General features: G+C 68.3%; 21 protein-coding genes. 7 read left to right on the forward strand and 14 right to left on the reverse strand.

Annotated elements, in window-relative coordinates; translation table 11 throughout:
• From EJO66_RS27970 to EJO66_RS27990, 5 genes are read right to left on the reverse strand one after another with little or no spacing between them, the layout of a single operon-like run.
• On the reverse strand, positions 1–762 hold the full coding sequence (locus EJO66_RS27970) for an enoyl-CoA hydratase/isomerase family protein (protein WP_125966706.1): 762 nt from the start codon (positions 760–762) through the stop codon (positions 1–3).
• Entirely contained in the window at positions 759–1,871 is a 1,113-nt protein-coding gene (locus EJO66_RS27975) for an acyl-CoA dehydrogenase family protein (protein ID WP_125966707.1), read from the reverse strand. Before EJO66_RS27975 ends, EJO66_RS27970 begins: the two co-directional genes overlap by 4 nt.
• Positions 1,872–1,874: 3 nt before the next feature.
• The gene (locus tag EJO66_RS27980) at positions 1,875–3,035 is read right to left on the reverse strand and encodes an acyl-CoA dehydrogenase family protein (RefSeq protein ID WP_125966708.1); all 1,161 of its coding nucleotides are present in this window, start codon (positions 3,033–3,035) and stop codon (positions 1,875–1,877) included.
• A gap of 30 nt (positions 3,036–3,065) precedes the next feature.
• Complete coding sequence (locus EJO66_RS27985) at positions 3,066–4,001, reverse strand: flavin reductase (RefSeq protein WP_125966709.1); 936 nt, start codon at positions 3,999–4,001, stop codon at positions 3,066–3,068.
• Positions 4,002–4,022: 21 nt separating this feature from the next.
• Complete coding sequence (locus EJO66_RS27990) at positions 4,023–5,114, reverse strand: LLM class flavin-dependent oxidoreductase (protein ID WP_125966710.1); 1,092 nt, start codon at positions 5,112–5,114, stop codon at positions 4,023–4,025.
• Positions 5,115–5,216: 102 nt separating this feature from the next.
• Here EJO66_RS27990 and EJO66_RS27995 point away from each other — a divergent pair, with 102 nt between their 5' ends.
• Positions 5,217–6,125 carry a LysR family transcriptional regulator gene (locus EJO66_RS27995; protein WP_125966711.1) on the forward strand — a complete coding sequence of 303 codons (909 nt, stop codon included), beginning with the start codon at positions 5,217–5,219 and terminating at the stop codon, positions 6,123–6,125.
• Positions 6,126–6,307: 182 nt separating this feature from the next.
• Here the strand turns inward: EJO66_RS27995 and EJO66_RS28000 are convergent, their stop codons facing one another.
• Positions 6,308–7,441, reverse strand: a complete 1,134-nt coding sequence (locus EJO66_RS28000; RefSeq protein ID WP_124961572.1) for an ATP-binding protein — start codon at positions 7,439–7,441, stop codon at positions 6,308–6,310.
• A 260-nt stretch (positions 7,442–7,701) separates the two neighbouring features.
• On the opposite strand from EJO66_RS28000, the gene EJO66_RS28005 reads away from it, so the two are divergent.
• Positions 7,702–7,863 (forward strand): DUF2281 domain-containing protein, encoded by a 162-nt coding sequence (locus EJO66_RS28005; protein ID WP_223262449.1) that lies wholly within the window; start codon positions 7,702–7,704, stop codon positions 7,861–7,863.
• Positions 7,864–8,073: 210 nt separating this feature from the next.
• Here EJO66_RS28005 and EJO66_RS28010 read toward each other — a convergent pair whose 3' ends face one another.
• Positions 8,074–8,955, reverse strand: a complete 882-nt coding sequence (locus tag EJO66_RS28010) for an SMP-30/gluconolactonase/LRE family protein (RefSeq protein WP_124961573.1) — start codon at positions 8,953–8,955, stop codon at positions 8,074–8,076.
• A 138-nt stretch (positions 8,956–9,093) separates the two neighbouring features.
• On the opposite strand from EJO66_RS28010, the gene EJO66_RS28015 reads away from it, so the two are divergent.
• From EJO66_RS28015 to EJO66_RS28025, 3 genes are all read left to right on the forward strand, one after another.
• Positions 9,094–10,053 carry a Bug family tripartite tricarboxylate transporter substrate binding protein gene (locus EJO66_RS28015; RefSeq protein ID WP_125966712.1) on the forward strand — a complete coding sequence of 320 codons (960 nt, stop codon included), beginning with the start codon at positions 9,094–9,096 and terminating at the stop codon, positions 10,051–10,053.
• Positions 10,054–10,148: 95 nt separating this feature from the next.
• Positions 10,149–10,418, forward strand: coding sequence for a ribbon-helix-helix domain-containing protein (locus tag EJO66_RS28020; protein WP_124961575.1), 270 nt, complete (start codon positions 10,149–10,151; stop codon positions 10,416–10,418).
• Positions 10,415–10,711 (forward strand): type II toxin-antitoxin system RelE/ParE family toxin, encoded by a 297-nt coding sequence (locus EJO66_RS28025; RefSeq protein ID WP_125966713.1) that lies wholly within the window; start codon positions 10,415–10,417, stop codon positions 10,709–10,711. The genes EJO66_RS28020 and EJO66_RS28025 overlap by 4 nt, the downstream gene beginning before the upstream one ends.
• A 78-nt stretch (positions 10,712–10,789) precedes the next feature.
• On the opposite strand, the gene EJO66_RS28030 is transcribed toward EJO66_RS28025, so the two are convergent.
• The 6 genes from EJO66_RS28030 to EJO66_RS28055 form a co-directional block, all read right to left on the reverse strand.
• Positions 10,790–12,001, reverse strand: a complete 1,212-nt coding sequence (locus EJO66_RS28030; RefSeq protein ID WP_124961577.1) for a CaiB/BaiF CoA transferase family protein — start codon at positions 11,999–12,001, stop codon at positions 10,790–10,792.
• A 98-nt stretch (positions 12,002–12,099) separates the two neighbouring features.
• The gene (locus EJO66_RS28035) at positions 12,100–13,395 is read right to left on the reverse strand and encodes an aspartate carbamoyltransferase (protein WP_124961578.1); all 1,296 of its coding nucleotides are present in this window, start codon (positions 13,393–13,395) and stop codon (positions 12,100–12,102) included.
• Between the two features lie 76 nt (positions 13,396–13,471).
• Complete coding sequence (locus tag EJO66_RS28040; RefSeq protein WP_124961579.1) at positions 13,472–15,085, reverse strand: GMC family oxidoreductase; 1,614 nt, start codon at positions 15,083–15,085, stop codon at positions 13,472–13,474.
• The gene (locus tag EJO66_RS28045) at positions 15,082–16,083 is read right to left on the reverse strand and encodes an ABC transporter substrate-binding protein (RefSeq protein WP_124961580.1); all 1,002 of its coding nucleotides are present in this window, start codon (positions 16,081–16,083) and stop codon (positions 15,082–15,084) included. The genes EJO66_RS28040 and EJO66_RS28045 overlap by 4 nt, the downstream gene beginning before the upstream one ends.
• Before the next feature lie 48 nt (positions 16,084–16,131).
• Positions 16,132–16,947 (reverse strand): ABC transporter ATP-binding protein, encoded by an 816-nt coding sequence (locus tag EJO66_RS28050; protein ID WP_124961581.1) that lies wholly within the window; start codon positions 16,945–16,947, stop codon positions 16,132–16,134.
• 17 nt (positions 16,948–16,964) lie between these two features.
• Complete coding sequence (locus EJO66_RS28055) at positions 16,965–17,735, reverse strand: ABC transporter permease (RefSeq protein WP_124961582.1); 771 nt, start codon at positions 17,733–17,735, stop codon at positions 16,965–16,967.
• Between the two features lie 93 nt (positions 17,736–17,828).
• On the opposite strand from EJO66_RS28055, the gene EJO66_RS28060 reads away from it, so the two are divergent.
• Both EJO66_RS28060 and EJO66_RS28065 read left to right on the forward strand, forming a co-directional pair.
• The gene (locus tag EJO66_RS28060) at positions 17,829–18,554 is read left to right on the forward strand and encodes a GntR family transcriptional regulator (protein WP_124961583.1); all 726 of its coding nucleotides are present in this window, start codon (positions 17,829–17,831) and stop codon (positions 18,552–18,554) included.
• A complete protein-coding gene (locus tag EJO66_RS28065; protein WP_124961584.1) occupies positions 18,551–19,696 on the forward strand; it encodes a mandelate racemase/muconate lactonizing enzyme family protein in 1,146 nt (381 codons plus the stop codon). The genes EJO66_RS28060 and EJO66_RS28065 overlap by 4 nt, the downstream gene beginning before the upstream one ends.
• A gap of 1 nt (position 19,697) precedes the next feature.
• Here the strand turns inward: EJO66_RS28065 and EJO66_RS28070 are convergent, their stop codons facing one another.
• Positions 19,698–20,033, reverse strand: a complete 336-nt coding sequence (locus EJO66_RS28070; RefSeq protein WP_124961585.1) for a cupin domain-containing protein — start codon at positions 20,031–20,033, stop codon at positions 19,698–19,700.
• Positions 20,034–20,139: the final 106 nt, after the last annotated feature.

Here is a 20,139-nt window from a genome sequence, read left to right on the forward strand (position 1 = left end):
TCAACGCCCCTTGTAGACGGGCTTGCGCTTTTCGAGGAAGGCCTTGCGGGCTTCCTGCGCATCCTCGGTCTTGGCCAGCGCCATGGTGATGTTCTGCTCGAAGCGGTAGCCGTCGCGCTGCGGCATCAGGTCCATCATGTTGGCCGCCTGCTTCGCATAGGCAATGGCCAGCGGCGCCTTCGAGGCGATCTCCTGCGCGATCTCCATGGCCAGCGACATCAGCTGCCCGGCGGGCACCACCTCGTCGAGCACGCCGCGGCGGTACAGCTCGGCGGCGGGCACCTTCATGCCGGTGAAGAACATGCGGCGCGTGAACGAGCGGCCGAACATGGTGCGCAGCATCGAGACGCCGCCGGCCAGGCCGACGTTGATCTCGGGCATGGCGAAGGTGGCGTCCTCGCTCGCCAGGAAGATGTCGCACGCGGCCATGAGCCCGAAGCCGGCGCCCAGCGCAGGGCCATTGACGGCCGCGATCACGGGCTTGCTGCACTCGCGGATCGCATTGCCCGTTTCGCGCGTCCAGCGGTTGTGGTCGAGGAAGTCGCCCGCCTTCTGGGCATCGGGCCGGTCCTTGAGGTCCGCGCCGGAGCAGAAGAACTTGCCCGTGCCCGTGAGGATCGCGACGCGCACGTCGGCGCGCTCGGAGACCTCGTCGAAGATTTCGATCAGGCGGCGGCGCGTGGCGCGGTCCAGCGCATTGACCGGCGGCTTGTCGAGCCGGACGACGGCGATGTATTCGGAGACTTCCAGTTCGATGCTCATCGCACACTCCCGGTCTGGTTGGAAAAGGAAACTTGCACTGCCGGCACGTGGGGCGCCAGCAGCCGCGCGGCGTGCAGCAGCCGGTCGCCGTAGCGGAACTCGGAGGCAATGAGGCGCTGCGCCGTGCGGGTGGCCAGCACCTCCTCGCTCACGCCCATGCCGCCGTGCATCTGGATGGCCGATTCGGCGCAGGCGCGCGCCGATTCGGCCAGCGACACCTTGGCCAGGCGCAGCGTGCGGCGCAGGTCGGCCGCGTTCTGCTCGTAGGCATGGAAGCAGTGGATCACCAGGCCCTTGGCGCCCAGGTACTTCACGTACATGTCGGCCACGCGATGGCGCAGCACCTGGAAGCTCGCGAGCGCCACGCCGAACTGGCGCCGCTCCCGCAGGTGGAGCACGGTCTGGCGGACCAGCGTGGCCAGCGCCGCCACGGTGTCGGCGGCGGTCAGCAGCAAGGCGGCGTCGGTCGCCTTGGCGCGCGCCTCGCGCACGGCAGCGCCGCGCGCGATGCAGGCGCCCTCGGGCACCGCGAGCCGCTCCAGCGCGAAGTCGGCGCCCAGGCGGCCTTCCATCGTCCGGTAGCGGGCCTTCGGCTTGCCGATGCGCTCTGCGTCGACCAGGAAGAGGGCTTCGTCGCCGTCTTCCAGCTGCGCCGGCACGAGGTAGTGCGTGGCGGGCAAGGTCAGGTCGACGCCCTGCACCACGCCGCTCAGCGCGTAGCCGATGTCCAGGTGCCGGGCCGTGATGGCAGGGTCCTCGGGCGTGGCGGACAGCGCGGTCATCGGCGCGATCCGCGCGCTGCCCTCGGCCACCGCCTCCAGCCAGCGATGGGCCGTGTCGGCGCCGGCCGCCTGCAGCAGCAGCGGCACCACGGCGCAGGTCTCGACCACCGGCAGCTGCACGCCATGCGTGGCCAGCCCCTCGACGATGGAAGCGAGGTCATGGAGGCTGCCGCCGACGCCGCCGGCCTCCTCGGGCACGAGGGTCGCGGTCCAGCCCAGCTCGCGCACGGGATCGCCCTGGATCTGTTGCGCGGCATGGTCCTCGGCATAGCGGCTGGCCGCATCCAGCAGCATGCCGGGAAACAGCGACGGGAAAGAGGTGGACATGGCTCAGGCTCCCAGCAGTTCGTTGGCGACCACGTTGCGCTGCACCTCGGAGGTGCCGCCGGCGATGGTGCGGGCGCGCGTGAACATGTAGTTCTGGATCCAGGTGGCGTCGGGCACGTCCGCCCCGGCCTCGGCGAGGAAGCGGTGGGCCGCGTCGGGGCCGACCGCGTCCAGGGCGATGGTCGTCAGGCGCTGCGCCACGTCGGCGCAGGTCATCTTGATGACCGAAGGCTGCACGCCCAGCGGGCGCTGGTGGATCAGGTCGTCGGTGGCCTCGGCCATCATCACGCGGGCGCCCTTCACATCGGCCTCGCACAACAGCAGCTTGTGGTGCAGGCCGCTGAAGTCGCGCCGGCCCGCGGCCGCGCGCGCCGCTTCCTCGACCAGGCGCGTGACCTGCCGGCGCATGAGCTCCAGCCGCGCCACGTTGGCCGGCGGCAGGCGCTCGCGTTCGAGCAGGAACTTGGCGCAGGTCCAGCCCTTGCCGACCTCGCCGAGCAGGTTGTCGGCGCGCACGCGCACCTCGTCGAAGAAGACCTCGTTCAGGTGATGCCAGCCGTCGATGGTCTTGATCGGGCGCACGGTGATGCCCGGCGTGTCCATGGGCACCAGCAGCAGCGAGATGCCCTCCTGCTTCTTCGCTTCCCTGGAGGTGCGCACCAGCATGTAGATCATGCTGGCCTCGTGGGCATGCGAGGTCCAGATCTTCTGGCCGTTGACGACCCACGCGCCGCCCTCGAGCCGCGCGCTGGTGGACAGCGAGGCCAGGTCGGAACCCGAGCCGGGCTCCGAATAGCCCTGGCACCACCAGTCGGAGCCGTCGAGGATGCGCGGCAGGAAGCGGGCCTTCTGCTCCGGCGTTCCGAAGCGGATGATCACCGGGCCGATGTGGCCCAGGCCGTGGTGGTAGAGCGGCGGGCAGTCGTTCTCGGCCATCACCTCCTCGAAGATGAGGCGCTGGCGGATGTCCCACCCGGTGCCGCCCGCTTCGCGCGGCCAGCTCGGCGCGCCCCAGCCGCGGGCGTTCAGGATCTGCTGCCAGGCCTGGTATTCGCGCTTGGTGATCTTCTGGCCGGCCGCGACGACGGCGCGGATCTCGGGCGGGCAGGCTTCGCGCGCGAACGCTTCGAGTTCGCGCCGGAAGCCGGCGTAGTCGATGGACATCTTGTCTCCTGTTGGAAATTGGAAAAGGGCTCAGCCCTTGCGCAGCTGCGTGATCAGTTCGTCCAGCGCGGCAGCGGCGCCGTCGGGGTCGCGCCGGCGCAGTTCGTGCGCGACCTTGCGGCGCAGCGGAAAGAGGTCCGGGCGCGGACGCACCGAGAGGACGTGCGTCATGCGCTCGCGCAGCACGCTGGTCATGGTCTGCGCCATCAGCGTCAGCGCCTCGTTGTGGCCGGCGGCCGCGATCGAAGAGAAGAAGGCGCTCGCGGAGGCGATGCGTTCCTTCAGCGGTGCGTCGTCCGGATGCGCCTCGATGGCATCGGCGGCCTCGCGCACCGCGTCCAGCTCGGCCTCGGTGGCGCGTTCGCTCGCCAGGCGCAGCAAGGTGCCGTAGAGCGTGCGGTAGGCCTCGTCGATGTCGGCGTCTCCGAGCCGTCCCTCCACGACCAGCTTGCGCAGCGACTCGGCCAGCATCATGTAGGCGCCCTTGTAGAACACCAGCGCCTGGTCGGGCACGCCGGCGCTCAGGTGCCGGACCTCGCCGATGAAGATGGTGTGGTCGCCGGCCTCGTGGGCGGCATGGGCGCGGCATTCGAAGCTGGCCAGGCAGTCGTCGATCAGCGGCATGCCCAGCCGGCCGGCGCGCCAGGCCACGCCGTCGAACTTGTGCTCGATCCTGCTGGAGGCGAAGCGGCCCGACAGCGCGTCCTGCTGCTGCGAGAGGATGTTGATGACGAAGCCCTCCGCGGCCTGGAAGGTCGGCAGCAGGCGGCTGGCATTGCGCAGGCTGAACAGCACGAGCGGCGGATCGAGCGACACCGAGCTGAACGAATTGCAGGTCAGGCCGGCAGGCTGGCCGTCCGGCGTGCAGGTGGTGATGACGGCCACGCCGGTCGGAAAGCATCCGAGCAGCTGGCGCAGTTGCGCGGGCTCGATGGCGCAGCGGATGTCTTCGGCGGCTTCGGACATGGCGTCTCCTCGCGCTCGGCCTCAGGCCGCGGCAAGCTCGGGCCGGGCCGCGGGCCGGTGCGGCGGGTCGTTGGCGATCTCCTGCTGCACCGCCGGGATGATGACCTTGCCCCAGGTCTCGAGCTGGCGCAGCATCGCCTTGTGGTCGAAGTCGCCCATCTGCGTCTGGAAGCAGTAGTGCACCGGCTTGAGCGTGCGGATCTCGTTGACCACGCGCTCGATCACCGTGTCGACGCTGCCCACGGGCAGCAGTGCGCGCATCTCGTCCAGGCTCGGTTCGCCCTCGACGATGCCTTCCTCGACCTGGTAGTCGTCGGCGATCTGCGCGGTGCGGCGCTTCAGGCTCACGGCGATGCGGCGCTGGTAGCGCGCGCACTCCAGGTAGCGCTCCACCTCGTCCTTGTCGTTGCTGGCATAGGCCGCGCGCAGCAGGCCGACCTGCACGCCGGCCGGGTCCTTGCCCTCGGCCGCGGCCACCTGGTCGATCAGCGCGCGGGTGCCGGCCAGCTTCTCCAGCCCGCCGTCGCCGCCCGAGACGAACACATGGTGGCCGGACTTCACGGCGCGCGACAGGAAGGCCGGGTCGACGCTGGTGATCCACATCGGCGGCGTGGGGCGCTGCACCGCGCGCTGGCTGATGGCGCTCATGGGCTGGCGGTAGTACTCGCCCTCGTAGCTGAACTTGGGCTGCGTGAGGCCGGCCTCGAGCATGTCGAGCATCTCGAAGGTGCGGCCCTTGGCGGATTCCAGCGACACGCCGAAGCGCTCGAACTCGAAGTGCTGGTAGCCCGAGCCGATGCCCAGGTTCAGCCGGCCGTCGGACAGCTGGTCGACCATCGCCACGTCCGCGATCAGGCGCGCCGGCGTGTACAGCGGCGCGACCACGATGCCGGTGCCCAGCCGGATGTTGCGGGTGACCGCGGCGCAGTGCGCGATCATGGTCAGCGGCGAGGAGCACATGCCGTAGTTGCTGAAGTGGTGCTCGGCGTACCATGCGGCACCAAAACCCAGTTCGTCCGCCAGGCGAGTCTGCTCGACGGCGTCGCGCAGGATCTGGTGGGAGGTTTTGTGCTTGTTCCGCTGCTGCATCAGAATGAAGATTCCGAAATCCATCGCTGTGACTCCTGGTTGGCTGGTTTTGATCGAGGTCCATCGTAGGAACTCGGGGTCCCTGCGGATCACCGGCGAACGCACACCTTCTTTGCGTCTTTCGAAATGAAGGCCCTCGATTCGCTGCGCATCTTCGTGGCCACCCAGAAGAAGGGCAGCCTCTCGGCCGCGGCCCGCAGCCTCAGCCTGTCGCCGGCCACCATCTCGCGGCGCATCAGCGCGCTGGAGGAAGAACTGGGCGTGCAGCTGGTGGACCGCACCAGCCGCAACCTCAAGGTGACCGAGGCCGGCCAGGCCTTCCTGGAGCGGGCCGAGGCGGTGCTGGAACTCATGAGCGAGGCCGAGCAGGTGGTGCACAACGCGCGCCAGCGCCCCGAGGGCCGGCTGCGCGTGCATTCGCGCACCCACATCGGCCTGCGGGTGCTGGCGCCGCTGCTGCCGCGCTTCGCGGAGCTCTACCCGGACATCCGCGTCGAGCTCGAGCTCTCCGAGCATCCGGTCAACCTGGTCGAGCACGACTTCGACGTCGACATCCGCACCGGCGAATCCACCGATTCGGGCTTCGTCATCAAGCGGCTGCTGTCGAGCGACGAGGTGCTGGTGGCCAGCCCGGCCTTCGTGAAGACCTACTCGCGCATCCGGCATCCGAGCGACCTGCCCCAGGTGCGCTGCCTCACCTACCGGCGCGAGCGCGAGGTCATCACCTGGAAGTACATCGACGAGGCGGGCGAGCAGCAGGAGCTGGTGATCCAGGGCGTGCTGAGCGCCAACAACGGCGAGCTGCTGCGGCTGGCCGCGATCGGCGGCATGGGCGTGGCGCTGCTGTCGGAAGCCACCGTGCGCGGCGACCTGCAGGACGGCACGCTGGTGCGGCTTTTGCCCGACTACCGCTTCGCGGTGCGCGCTTTTTCCAACGGCGTCTTCGCCGTGTTCCGGCAAAGCCGCGTGCTGCCGCTGAAGGTGCGTGCCTTCGTCGACTACGTGGCCGATGCGCTTCGAAGCGAGAAGCGCTAAGTCTCAGGTCCCTGGCCGCGGCGCACCGGGCGATCGCATTGCTGCGCCCCCCGTTTGCTTCTGCATCCACCCTGCAGGTCTTCCCATGGCCCCCCCCATGATTGAAGGTGTTGCGACGACCGGTCGAGTACATCTTGCGAGCCGCGATCGGAATGGCAGCTCGAGCTGCCGTCGCGCTCGGGCTAGGGATTGGCGGGCGCCAACGTTCTGACCCAGCGCTCGAACGCCGCGCTTTCGAACGTATGCACACCGCCTGGCGCCTTCGAGATGATGGTCTTGGACTTCAAGTTGTTGAGCGAATACTGCACGTCGGACGGCGCGAGCGAAGGAACGCCGAGAGCCTTGGCAAGCTTCGCAAGCGCCGCCTTTCCGAATGGTTTGGCATGCGGGTCGTTGACGAAGAGCAAAAGCAGCTGGCGCTGCATCGCATCGAGCGACGCCCAGGTTCCCTCGTGGTTTTCCTCCTTGTCCTGCTCTGCCTTTTCGGTTGCCACTGCGCGCTCGAAGGTGAGCGATGGGTCCATGAGCATGGCCACGACCACCGAGAGGAATGGCTCGGGCTGCTGGTGGAATTCTTGGAAGGCCGTCCACCCTGCGGCGACGTCCAGGGTCCGTCCGCTGGCGACCTGGAATTTCCTTGCGACGAATTCGACCAGTTCTCTGCCAAGCAGCGGGAACTCTTGAACAGCAGCGCCCACGGAGAAGAGTGGCGCGGTGCTGTTGGAGAAGACATTGGCGAGCTGCGTGCGCGATGAGCCGGTGAATACGACTCGCAGCTTGTCGCTGTTCTTGGTGATGGCGGTGCGCAATGCCATTGCCATCAGCTCATTCTCCTTGTTCCGTGCAAGTTCCTGAGCTTCATCGACCAAGAGCAGAAGCTTCTTCTTGGAAACAAGCCTGACAACGAGTTCTTCGATACGCAGGGCGAGTTCAGTGGCTTCCTTTTTCGCGTCGCCCAGCTCAACCTCGATGGCGCCCTTCAACTCACCCGCGCCGCCGGATGCCTTGACCTTCTTGACCGGCTCATGCAGCTTGTGGAGCGCCCTTTGTGCCAACGTCCTCGGCATGAGCGCTTCCTCCAGTCCCCGAACAATCGCGATGCCGGGGTTCAACCTCGTCTGCCAAAGGTCCACGTACGCGACGGTGAAGCCGGCAGCATCGGCTGCTGGCGTGAGGTCTTTGCGCAGGAACACCGTCTTCCCAGTGCGCCGGGGCGCGAAAATGGTCGTGCTCACAACCGGCCCGGCTTGCAGCAGGGCCAGATAGCGCTTTGCGAGTTCCGGTCGGGGACAGTGCCAAATCTGGTTCAGCTCCATACGAAAAATTATAGTCCATCTTCATAATTATTGAAATCTGGTTTAATTTTTCGTAGTACTCGCGCTGCCTTCGTTCATAGGACGGGACGTGTCCGATGCCGCACGCCGCCAACGTTCGCCCCGGCTGATGGGGCTTGTCTCAGACATCCATGCGCTGTCTCGGACATTCATGGCAAAGAACAGCAGGCTTTGAGCAAGCTGAACCAAGCCGTGGTGCCACCGAAAATTTGGCCGTTGCATGTCCGACAGAGGAAACACACATGACGGCCATCGAGACTCGCCTGATCGCGCGCCTGAAGCAACTGCCGGCCAACCGCGTGGCCGAAGTGATGGACTTCGTCGAGTTCCTGGTCGCACGCGAGGAGCGCGCGGCGGCCGCTGCGCGCCTGGCTGAAGCGATGACCAAGCTCGCGATGCACTGAACCTGGCCCCGCTGTCGGAGGACGAGATCGACGAAGAGGTGCAGGCCGCCCGACAGGCACGCCGCCAAAGCGCCTGAGGACCGGGCGCCGTGCGCTTCGTCTTCGACACCCCACCGCTCGTCGCGGCCATCATCTCCGCCGGCCTGCCGCGCCAACTGCTGGACGTGAACGTCGTCGAGAGATCCTGCTTGTAACTTCCAGCTCAGCGCGCTAGCAGCCTCCGAAGCGGTTGGGCAGGCGCCCGGGCGCGGGCAGCCCCTCGATCCGGAACAGCCCGCCGTCGTGTGTCCTGTGCCCCTCGAGGCGCGCGCTGCGGGAAATGCTGGTCAGGTAGATGCAGTCCAGGCGCGCCCCGCCGAAGCAGATGCTCGTCGGATAGCTCGCGGGCAGATCGATCAGGCGTTCCAGCCTGCCGTCGGGTGCAAGGCGCGCGAGCCTGGCGGCGCGGGTCAGCACGGTCCAGACGAAGCCCTCTGCATCGACCGTCGCGCCATCGGGGCCCGAATCGAATTCATGCGTCCGCGCGAACACGCGCTTGTGGCGCAGCGGTCCTTCGGGGTCGTAGTCGTAGGCCCAGATGGTGCGCTCCAGGCTGTCGGCCAGGTACAGCACGCGGCCGTCCGGGCTGAAGCAGGGGCCGTTGGCAAAGCCGATGTCGTCGGCCAGCTGTTCCACGCGCCGGTCGGTGCGCAACCGGTAGAGACCCCCGATGACCGCCTCGCCGGGCTGGCGGTCGACGTGCATGGTGCCGGCCAGAAAATTGCCGGCCGCGTCGCACTTGCCGTCATTGAAGCGCACCTTCGGGTGGTCCACGGGGATGCGGGCCAGCGGCTCCAGTGTGCGCGTGGCGAAGTCGTAGCGCGCGAAGCTGTTGCGCAGCGCCACCACCACGGCCGCGCCGCGGCAGGGCGCGATCGAGCCCACGGGCGCCGGCAGCTGATGCCGCTCGGGCTGCCCGGCTCCGGCCTGCAGCCGCCACAGCATGCCGCCCAGCGCGTCGATCCAGCTCAGCGCCTGCGCATCGGCATCCCAGCAAGGGCTCTCGCCCAGCTGGTCCCGGGTCGTTCCGATTCTGGTGATCTCCACGGTCATCGGCGAAGTGTGCGGGACTGGCTTGCGCCCTGCCGGCGCTTCCCGCAAAGCTGCTTTTCATTTCGTGCAGCGCCGCGCCAAGGGCGGCCACCTAGACTGGCTCCAGAGCCCGATTCCGGGCCGGAACAGGAGACAAGAATGAGCTATCGCAAACTCGTGATCGGGCTGGCGCTGGGTGCCTGCGCACTCGTCGCGCCCGCATTCGCCCAGCAGGTCACGCGCATCGTCGTGCCCTTTGCCGCCGGCGGCGGCACCGACCAGTACTGCCGCATCCTGGCCCAGGAACTCAACAAGCAGGGCCTGAACGTCATCATCGAGAACAAGCCCGGCGCCAGCGGCATCCTCGCCGCCGACTACGTCGCGCGCGCCAAGCCCGACGGGCAGACGGTGCTCGTGTCCTCGCTGGGCACGCTCGCGAACAACAGCGTGCTCTACGACAAGCTGCCCTACGACCCCGCGAAGGACTTTGCCGCCGTCACGCAGATCGCCTACCAGCCGGCCATCGTCGTCGGGCGCGCCGACCTGCCCTACAAGAGCATCAAGGAAATGGTGGCCTATGCCAAACAGAACCCCGGCAAGATCAACCGCGGCTCGCCGGGCGCGGCCATCCTGACCAACCTCGCGCCCATCGCCTTCGAGAAGGAACAGGGCTTCAGCACGCTGCACATTCCCTTCAACGGCGACGCCCCAGCCGTGCAGGCCCTGCTGAGCCAGCAGATCGACATCCATGGCACCTCCATCACGGGATCGCTGCCCCACGTGAAATCGGGCAAGCTGCGCGTGCTGGGCGTGATGGATTCGAAGCGCCTGCCGCAGGTGCCCGAGGCGCCCACCTTCAAGGAGCAGGGCTACGACATGGAAGCCACGCTCTGGTATTCGCTCTCGGTGCCCGCCGGCACGCCGCGGCCCGTGATCGAGCGCCTGAACAAGGCCGTCAACCAGGTGATCGCCGACCCCGACTTCGTGGCGCGCGCCCGCGCCATCGGCATGGAGCCGCGCGGGGGCACGCCCGAGGACCTCGACAGGTTCATCAAGGCCGAGGCGGACCGCTGGCTTCCCGTGCTGCGGGACCTGAACCTGCCGAAGCAGTCGCATTAAAGGGTGCTGTCCAAGACAGCCTTCGCGAGGCCTCCCAACGTGATCGCTCGGTTTTTGGCAGGATTCAATCCTACTGCTCTGACCGAAAGCCCACCATGCGAACGACGCAGCAACTGAGCATCACCCTGCCCAACGAAATGGCCGATGCGGTGAAAGCCAAGGTGCTCGCTGGCGAGTACGCCTCCGAAAGCAAAGTCATCCGCGCTGGCTTGCGGGCGTTCCTGGCGCGTGATCGTGCCGTCGAAAGCTGGCTGCACCGGCAGGTCGGCCCAGCCTACGATGCATTGAAAGCCAATCCATCCCGCGCCGTCACTGCTGACCAGGTGCGTGCCCGCTTGGCCGCTGAGCACGCCAAGGCGCGATGAGTTATCGCGTCGTGTTCTCTCCCGAGGCCGAGGCCGAGGAACAGCCTGCGGCCTTGTACAGCTGCATCGCTGCCGCAGCTTCCCCCGAGATTGCTGCGCGGTACACCGAGGCCATCGTGGCTTACTGCGAGGGCCTGCGTGCCTTCCCCCACCGTGGCATCAGGCGCGACGACGTGCGGCCCGGCCTGCGCATCGTGGACGCCGAGCAGGTGTCCATCATCGGCGTGTTCTATGGCGGCCAGGACTGCGAAACTGTCCCGGAAGAGGACTGCGGGGACGACCTGGAGCATTGAGCGCCTTGAAGCTGCAGCAGACACGGGCACCATCCCCGCCGCTGCCCTGCAGAAACCGAAAGAGGCCATGGATGCCCTTCATTGGATGACGCTCCTGCGCGCCAGCGATCCGAACCGGCCCTCCCCCATGTCCAGCAGTTCGCGCAGCACCTCGCCCGTGTGCTCCCCCAGGTGCGGCGGAGGATGGCGCACGTCCGAGCGCACACCGTCGATGACATAGGGCGGCGCATGGACGGCCTGCGCGCCGGCCTCCGCGTCCTCGAACCGGTGCCAGACGCCGGCCTGCGCCGTCCGGTCGGACTGCAGCGCCTCGTACAGGCCCAGCACCTCGCCGCACGGAATGCCGGCCTTGTTCATGCGCGCGAGCAGATCGGCGCGCGGGAACTGCGCGATGCGGCCGAGCAGGACGGGCAGCAGCTCGTGCCGGTGCTTCGCGCGCTCGGTGTTGGTGGCGAACTTCGGATCGGCCGGCAGCTCGGGGCAGAGGATCACCTCGTCGCAGAACTTCCTGAACTGGCCGTTGTTGCCGACGGCAATCACCAGCGGGCCGTCCGCGGCCTCGAACACGCCGTAGGGCACGATGGACGGATGCGAGTTGCCGAACTTCGCGGGATCGCCCTTGTGGAGCCAGGCGGTCAGCCCGTAGTAGGACGTGATCATCATGCCGCTGTCGTAGAGCGACATCTGGATGTGGCGGCCCTCGCCGGTGCGCGTGCGCTCGTACAGCACGGCGAGGATCGCCTGGGCCGAGTACATGCCGGTGAACATGTCGACCGCGGCAATGCCGAACTTCAGCGGCCCCTGGCCCTCCTCGCCGTTCATGGCCATGAGGCCGGTCTCGCCCTGGATCACCAGGTCGTAGCCCGGCCGCGCCTTCTCCGGGCCCAGCACCGAGTAGCCCGAGATCGAGCAGTAGATGATCTTCGGGTTGAGCTTGCGCAAGTCCTCGTAGCCCAGGCCCATCTTCTGTGCGCCGCCGTACTTGAAGTTCTGGATCACCACGTCGCACTGCGCCGCGAGCTCGCGCACGAGCGCCTGGCCGTCCTCGTCCTGCAGGTCCACGCAGATGGAGCGCTTGTTGCGGTTGCAGCTGTTGAAGTAGGAGGTGTTGTGGCGGCCGATGCGCACGCCCCAGTCGCGCGTGTCGTCGCCGCGCTCGGGATGCTCGACCTTGATGACGTCGGCGCCCAGGTCGGCCAGCGCCATGCCGCACAGCGGGCCGGCCATCACGCGCGACAGGTCGAGCACGCGCACGCCGGCCAGGGGTTGCATGGAAAGGTGGTTCTTCATTCGGGGTCCTCGGGGCGCCCGCCCGGACGCCAGAACACCCAGTCTAGGAGCGCACCCCTGCCGCCATGCATCGGCGCATGAAAAGGTGCTTTGTAGTTTCAGTCGAGCCCGTCGAAGTCCGCGTCGTCGGGACCGATGTGCGCGGGCGAGCGCCAGCTCGCATCGCGCATCGAGCGCGCGACCTGCTGCTCCACGCCCATCAGCACCGCGAAGATCGCCATGCGCACCGGGATGCCGTTGTCGGTCTGCCGGAAGATCGCCAGCCGCGGATCGTGGTTGAGGTCCACGCTCAGGTCGTTCGCGCCGGGGCGTCCGTCGCGCGGCAGGGGGTGCATCAGGATGGTGTCGGGCTTGCAGGCCGCATCCACCAGGGCCTTGCACACCTGGAACTCGGGCGTGTAGCCCTCCAGCGTTTCTCCGTTCGCGAACCGCTCCTTCTGCACGCGCGTGGCGTAGACCACGTCGGCGCCGCGCAGCCCCTGCGCCAGCGAGGAGGTCTGCTCGACGACATGGCCGTTGCGCGCGACCAGCTCGACCAGGTAGGCCGGCATCTCCAGCGAGGGCGGCGCAATCAGCGTGAACTTCAGCCCGCGGTAGAGCGCCAGCAGGCGGATCAGCGAATGCACCGTGCGGCCGTACTTGAGGTCGCCGACCATCGCCACGTGCGTGCCGTCGACCAGCTTGCCCATGCGCGAGAACTCGCGCTGGATGGTGTACAGGTCGAGGATGGCCTGGCTCGGGTGCTCGCCGGGACCGTCGCCGGCGTTGATGACCGGGATGTTGGTGGCGCGCGCGAACTCGGCCACCGAGCCCTGCTCGGGATGGCGCACCACCAGCGCGTCGACATAGCCGCTCATCACGCGGCTGGTGTCGTAGATCGACTCGCCCTTGGCCATCGACGAGAAGGTGAAACCCGTGGTGTCGCACACGGTGCCGCCGAGCCGGCAGAAGGCGGCGCCGAAGCTCACGCGCGTGCGCGTGCTGGCCTCGAAGAACAGGCTGCCGAGCACCGCGCCTTCCAGGATGCGCGTGACCTTCTGCCGGCGCGCGATCGGCTGCATCACGTCGGCCACGTGGAACAGGTCCTCGAGGCTGCCGCGGTCGAACTGCGCGACCGACAGCAGCTGCGGCTTGCCTTCGGCCGCAATGCGCTGGGCGAGCGGGCGCTGCCCTGCGCCCACCGGGCCGGCGCCGGTGTCGAGCGCCTCGCGCTGAAGAATCTCGGCAACGAACTTGCCGACCATCTCCGGCATCGCGCGCGACTCGCTCGAATCGGACGGCAGCAGCCAGGTGTCGAGCGCACGGCGGCGCACGCCCAGCCGCTCCGAGAACGCATCGCGCGTGAGATTGAGGCGGCGCATCGCGTCGCGCAGGAGGTCTTGCTGTTGGCTCATGCGTTGAATATACGCTATGCGCACAAAACCTTGAAGAAAAATACTCAATGCGTATATTTTGACCGAGCCATGCCGATCACTTGCCCTCCAGCACCAGCGCCGCCCCCTTCTCCGCGATCATGATCGACGCGGCATTGGTGTTGGTCGACACCATGGCCGGCATCACGGCGGCGTCGATCACGCGCAGCCGCTCGATGCCGCGCACGCGCAGCTGCGGGTCCACCACCGAGAGCGCGTCGCCGCCCATGCGGCAGGTGCCCGCGGGATGGAACACGGTGCCGCCCTTGTGGCGCGCGAAGGCCTCGAGCGCGGCGTCGTCGGCCGCATCGCGCCCGGGTAGGTATTCCTCGTCCGTGACCAGGTCGCGGAAGGCCGGCTGGCGGTAGATCTCGCGCAGCATCCTGAGGCCCGCCACCAGCACCTTGGCATCGTGCGGATCGCTCAGGTAGTTGGAGACGATGCGCGGCGGCGCCAGCGGATCGGCCGAGCGGATCTGCACCGTACCGCGCGACAGCGGCCGGCACTGGGTGGCCGAGGCCGAGAAGCCCGAGAAGCGGTGCAGCGGATCGCCGGGCTTGTCGACCGACAGCGGCATCACGTTGAACAGCACGTCGGGGCGGCCGCCCTCGGCATGCGGGCTGCAGACCATGCCGCCGACCTGTCCCGCGCCCACCGTGAGCGGGCCCCGCTGGCGGAACAGCCACTGCGCGCCCATGGCGGCCAGGGCGAGCGGATTGCGCACCTGGTCGTTCAGCGACATGCGCTTCTTCAGCTTGACGATCACCCGCGCCTGGTAGTGGTCCTGCAGGTTCTCGCCGACCTGCGGCGCATCGGCATGCACGGCGATGCCGTGGCCGCGCAGCAGGCCGGCCGCGCCCACGCCCGACAGCTGCAGCAGCTGCGGCGACTGCAGCGCGCCGGCGGCCAGCAGCACCTCGGCGTCCGCGCGCGCGCTGCGCAGCTCGCCGTCCCGCAGCCATTCCACGCCGACCGCACGGCCCTGCTCGATCAGCACCCGCGTCACGTGCACGCCGGTCAGCACCGTGAGGTTCGCGCGGTTGCGCACCGGGGCCAGGAAGGCCGTGGCCGCATCGCAGCGCCAGTGGCCGCGCAGCGTCAGCTGGTAGGCGCCCAGGCCCTCGGTGCGCGCGCCGTTGAAGTCCGGGTTGCGGCCGTGGCCGGCCTGCACGCCCGCCTCGATCCACGCGGCGCAGTAGGGATGTTCGTTGCGCAGGTCCGAGACGCACAGCTCGCCCGAGCCGCCGTGGTATTCGCTCTCGCCGCCCTGGTAGCGCTCGGACTTCTTGAAGTACGGCAGCACCTCGCGAAAGCTCCAGCCCCCGGCGCCCGCCACGGCGGCCCAGTCGTCGAAGTCGGCATGCTGGCCGCGGATGTACAGGAGCCCGTTGATGGCGCTGGAGCCGCCCAGCACCTTGCCGCGCGGCCAGACGATGGCGCGGTTGCCCGTGGCCTCCTGCGGCTCCACGGCAAACTGCCACGAATAGCGCGGGTCGTAGATGGTGCGGAAGTAGCCGATCGGCATGCGCAGCCAGAAGGCGCCGCCCTCGCCGCCCGCCTCGAGCACCAGCACGCGGCAGCGCGCATCGGCGCTCAGGCGGTTGGCCAGCACGCAGCCGGCCGAACCGGCGCCGACGATGATGTAGTCGTAGCCGCCGGCGCCCGCCGTCATGCCTTGACGGTCTCCAGGAACGGCTTGGCGTCGAAGTACTGCTCGGCCTTCAGTGCGCCCTGGATGTTGGCGTTGGCAACGAAGAAGTCCGTCACCTGCTGCAGCCACTTGGCGACCGTGCCGTCCTGGTAGCGCGTGCGCCATTCGGCGTTGGTGTAGTACTTGGAGGCCTTGAACTGCTCCTTGAAGTCGGCCAGCGGCACCTCCTTGTACTGGGTCTTCTGCAGCATCTCGGCCGCCGCGTCGGGCTTGCCGGTGACCACGTCGTTGACCTCGGCCCATGCGGCGATCAGCCTGGTGATGACCGCGCGGTTCTTGTCGTAGTAGTCGTTGCGCGCGGCCCAGCCGCCCATGATGGCGGCCTCGGGGAAGAAGGCCGAGGCGTCGATCAGCTTGCGCGCGCCCGGCAGCTTCTGGCGGATCACCGAATCGAAGGGCACCCACAGCGCCACCGCCGGCACCGCGCCGGAGATGAAGGACGTGACGGCCTCGGTCATGCGCTGGTTGACCAGCTTCACGTCCTTGGCCGGGTCCAGGTTGCCCGAGCGCAGCGCGCGATCGAGGAACACGTGCGCCGTGGTGCCCGTGGTGGTGGAGATCTGCTTGCCCTTGAGGTCGGCCACCGTCTTGATGCCGGCGTCCTCGCGCACCCACAGCTGGGCCGTCGCGTACTCGATGTTGTTCATCAGGAACACCTTGCCCTGGCCGCGCGCCGGAAAGTTGGACACCACGGCACCGGTGGACAGCATGTCCAGGCTGCCGCCGATCATGGCCTGGAACAGCTCCAGGCCGGTGGTGAACTGGATCATCTCCAGTTCGAGCCCCTGCTTCGCAAAGGCGCCGCTCTCCTGCCCGAGCCAGATGTGGCCGTCCACGGCCGGGGTGTGCAGGTAGCCCACCTTGACCTTGGTCCGCGCCTGGGCGAAGGCGTGCATGCCGCCGGCCAGCGCGGCCGCGCCGGCGGTGGCCTGGATCAGTTGTCTGCGTCGAAGGGCCATGGTGTGTCTCCTGTGGCGGGGTGGTGAAAGCGGCGGAAAGCGAAAGGTCTAGTCCGACATGCGCACGGCTTGCTTCGCCTGCGCGGCGTATTCCTGCATGACGAGGTCGCGGATGTGGGCGCGCAGCTCGGCGAAGCGCGGCGCCTCGTGCAGGTTCTCCGCGCGCGGGTAGCCGAAGGGAATGTCGATCACGGTGCGGATGCGCGCCGGCCGCGCGGTGACCACGACGATGCGCGACGACAGGTAGATCGCCTCCTCCACCGAGTGCGTGATCAGCATCACGGTCTTGCCGTCGCTTTGCAGGACCTGCAGCAGCAGGTCCTGCATGGCCGAGCGGGTCTGCGCGTCGAGCGCGCCGAAGGGCTCGTCCATCAGCAGGAACTCGGGCCGCACCGCGTAGGCCCGCGCGATCGCCAGCCGCTGGCGCATGCCGCCCGACAGGTGCTTGGGAAAATGCCCGGCGAAGTCCGACAGCCCCATCAGCTGCATGTAGCGCTGCACGATCTCCTCGCGCTCGCCGGCGGGCACGCGGCTCGCGGAGAGCTTCAGGCCGAACTCGATGTTCTGCCGCACCGTGAGCCACGGGAACACGCCGTACTCCTGGAAGATCACGCCGCGGTCGGGCCCGGGCGCGGCCACCGGCTTGCCATCGAGCAGCACCTGCCCGCTGGTGGGTTGGACGAAGCCGCCGACGATGTTCATCATCGTCGTCTTGCCGCAGCCCGACGGGCCGATGATCGAGACGAACTCGCCGTTGCGGATGTCGAACGACACGTCGTCGAGCACGCGCATGGGGCCCTGCTCGGTCGGAAAATCCACCGACACGTGGTCGAAGCTGATGCGGACGGGTTGCTGTGGCGTCATGGCGAAGCGGCCCTCCTTCAGGCAATGCGGTCCTGCCAGGCCACCAGCCGGCGCGTGGCCAGGCGCAGCAGCAGGTCCATGACCAGTGCGATCACGCCGATGCAGATGATGCCGACGTAGATGATGTCGAGCTGGAAGAACGACGAGGCGTTCTGGATCAGCGCCCCCAGGCCCTGCTGCGCCGCGATCAGCTCGGACGCAACCAGCGTGGCCCACGCCACGCCGAGCGCCACGCGCACCGCCGTGAGGATGTGCGGGATGGTGAGCGGCACGATCACCTTGGCGAAGATCTCCACGTCGCTGGCGCCCAGCGTGCGCGCCACCTTGATGTAGATCGGGCTGATCTGCGCGATGCCCTCGTACATCACGATCACGCCCGCGAAGAACGACGCATAGAAAAGGATCGCGGTCTTGGCCGCTTCGCCGATGCCGAAGTACACGATCACCAGCGGGATCAGCGCAATCGGCGGCAGCGCGCGGAAGAAGTTGATGACCGGATCCATGAAGCTGCGCAGGCCGCGGTACCAGCCGAGGCAGAAGCCCACCGGCACCGCCAGCGACACGCCCAGCGCGACGCCGATGAAGACACGCTGCGTCGACATGTAGATGTCTTCCCAGAGCCTGCCGCGCGACAGCTCGATGAACTTGGCCAGCACCATGTGCGGCGCCGGCACCAGCGCGGGATTGACCAGGCCGCTCGCGCGGATGGCGTACCAGAGCGCCAGGATCAACAGCCACGGCGCCACCATCAGCAGCGCGCGCGTCAGCGGGGAAGAGGAGCTTCTCATCGGCGGTTTGTCTCTCGTTGGCGGACTGGAGTCCGTAGGCTTTTGCCTCTATCAATCTGTCATACTATAGACCATACGTTTGATCGATAAAACATGTCTTCCAAGTTTCTCGACAGTCCGATGCCGCGCTACCACCAGCTGGCGGACCTGCTGCGCCAGCGCATCGCGCGCGGCATCTGGCCGCGCGAGCACCGGCTGCCCTCGCTCGAGGAGCTGACGGCGGAGTTCGGCGTGGCGCGCGTCACGGTGCGCCAGGCGATCGACCTGCTCGCGCGCGAGGGCCTGGTGTCGCCGCAGCAGGGCCGCGGGACCTTTGTCACCGGCCTGCCCAACCGCGACCGCTTCATCAGCGTGGTCACCAGCCTGGATGAGCTGGCGCGCGTCTACGAGGACACGCAGCCGAAGATCATGAACATCGACGAGGCCGCGACCTCCCCGCCGCTGGCGCCGGGCGAAGGCCAGCCGGCGCCGCGCTACGCCTTCATGCGCCGCGTGCACTTTCGCGACGGCCGCGCCTACTGCGTCATCAACATCTACCTGGACGAGCGCATCTTCCGCAAGGCACCCGAGAAGTTCCGCACCAAGACCGTGATCCCGCTGCTGATCGCGATGAAGAGCGTGAAGATCGCCCAGGCGCACCAGGTGCTGACCATCGGCACGGCCGACATGGAGGTGGCCGGGCTGCTGGAGCTGCCGATGAATGCGCCCGTGGCCGAGGTGCGCCGCATCTTCAAGGACGCGGAGGACACCGTGATCTACCTGGCCGACGTCAGCTACCGCGGCGATGCCATCCGCGTCGAAATGAACCTCAAACCATGAAGCCGCTGCCCCTCTCGCCCGTGCACGCCGCGCGCATCGAGGCCTTCGTGTTCCGCTGCCCGATCGCCACGCCCGTGCGCACCTCGTTCGGCACCATGCACGACCGGCCGGCCGTCTTCGTGCGGGTGGAAGACCACGACGGCGCCACCGGCTGGGGCGAGATCTGGTGCAACTTTCCTTCCTGCGGCGCGGAGCACCGCGCGAAGCTCGTCGACACCGTGATGGCGCCGCTGCTGGCGAGCCGCGCCTTCGACGGCCCCGCCGAAGCCTCCGACTGGCTGACGCAGCGCACCGCCGTGCTCGCGATCCAGTCGGGCGAGCCGGGCCCGATGGCGCAGGTGATCGCGGGCATCGACCTGGCGCTGTGGGACCTGTGCGCGCGCCGCGCCGGCCAGCCGCTGTGGCGCTACCTGGGCGGCGCGCAGGGCGGCGTGGGCGTCTATGCCAGCGGCATCAATCCCGACCGTCCGCAGGACCTGGCCGCGGCGCGGCTGGCCGAAGGCTACCGCGCGTTCAAGCTCAAGATCGGCTTCGGCCGCGAACGCGATCTTGCGAACCTGGCAGCCATGCGCGAGGTGCTGGGCCCCGACCTGCCGCTCATGACCGACGCCAACCAGGCCTGGAGCCTCGACGAGGCCCGCAGCATGGCGCCGCAGCTGGAAGCCTTCAACCTCGGATGGCTCGAGGAGCCGCTGCGCGCCGACCGGCCATGGCATGAGTGGCAGCAGCTGTCGCAGGCCACGGGCATTCCGCTCGCGGCCGGAGAGAACATCGCAGGCCCGGCGGCCTTCGATGCCGCCATTGCGCAAGGCGTGCTCTCCGTGCTGCAGCCCGACAGCGCCAAGTGGGGCGGCATCTCGGGCTGCTGGCCCGTGATCGCGCGCGCCCAGGCCGCAGGCCTGCGCTACTGTCCGCACTATCTGGGCGGCGGCATCGGCCTGCTGCATTCGGCCCACCTGCTGGCCGCGGCCGGCGGCAGCGGCATCCTCGAGATCGACGCCAACCCCAACCCGCTGCGCACCGCGCTTGCGCCGGCGCTGTCGCGCGTGATGGAAGGACGCTGCAGCCTGGGCGAGCAGCCGGGCATCGGCGTGGAGCCCGACCTCGGCGCGGTGGCGCAGCTGGCCGCGGCGGGCTGCTGACTCAGTCGGTGCGGCTGGCCGGCAGCACGACGGTCATCAGCAGCCTGGCATCTTCCAGCGCGTGCAGGCCGTGCGGCACGCCGCCCGCCAGGTACATGACCTGGTCGGCCTCGAGCACCCTCGCCTCGCCGCCCAGTTGCACCTCGACCCTGCCGCGCAGGCACTGCAAGCTCATCGAGGTCGAGACGGCATGCGAGGGCACCTGCTTGCCGGCCGGCAGCACCAGCCACATGAGCTCGATGTCGCGGGCCTTCAGCAGCGCGCAGGTTTCCGTCGCCTGACCGTCGAGCGCGCCGAGGTTCACGACCTGGCCGGAGGATGCGTGCGTGAGTGCCATGCGGGCAGTGTGGCAAGGCGCGCGGGCGCTGTCCAGAGGGCGGTCCTCCGGCGCAGCGCCTGTCGATTTCGCCGTGGAGACTGGTTTCTGGCTGGCGAACCGGAGG

This window comes from Variovorax beijingensis, from assembly GCF_003951285.1.
GTDB classification, from domain to species: Bacteria; Pseudomonadota; Gammaproteobacteria; order Burkholderiales; family Burkholderiaceae_C; genus Variovorax; species Variovorax beijingensis.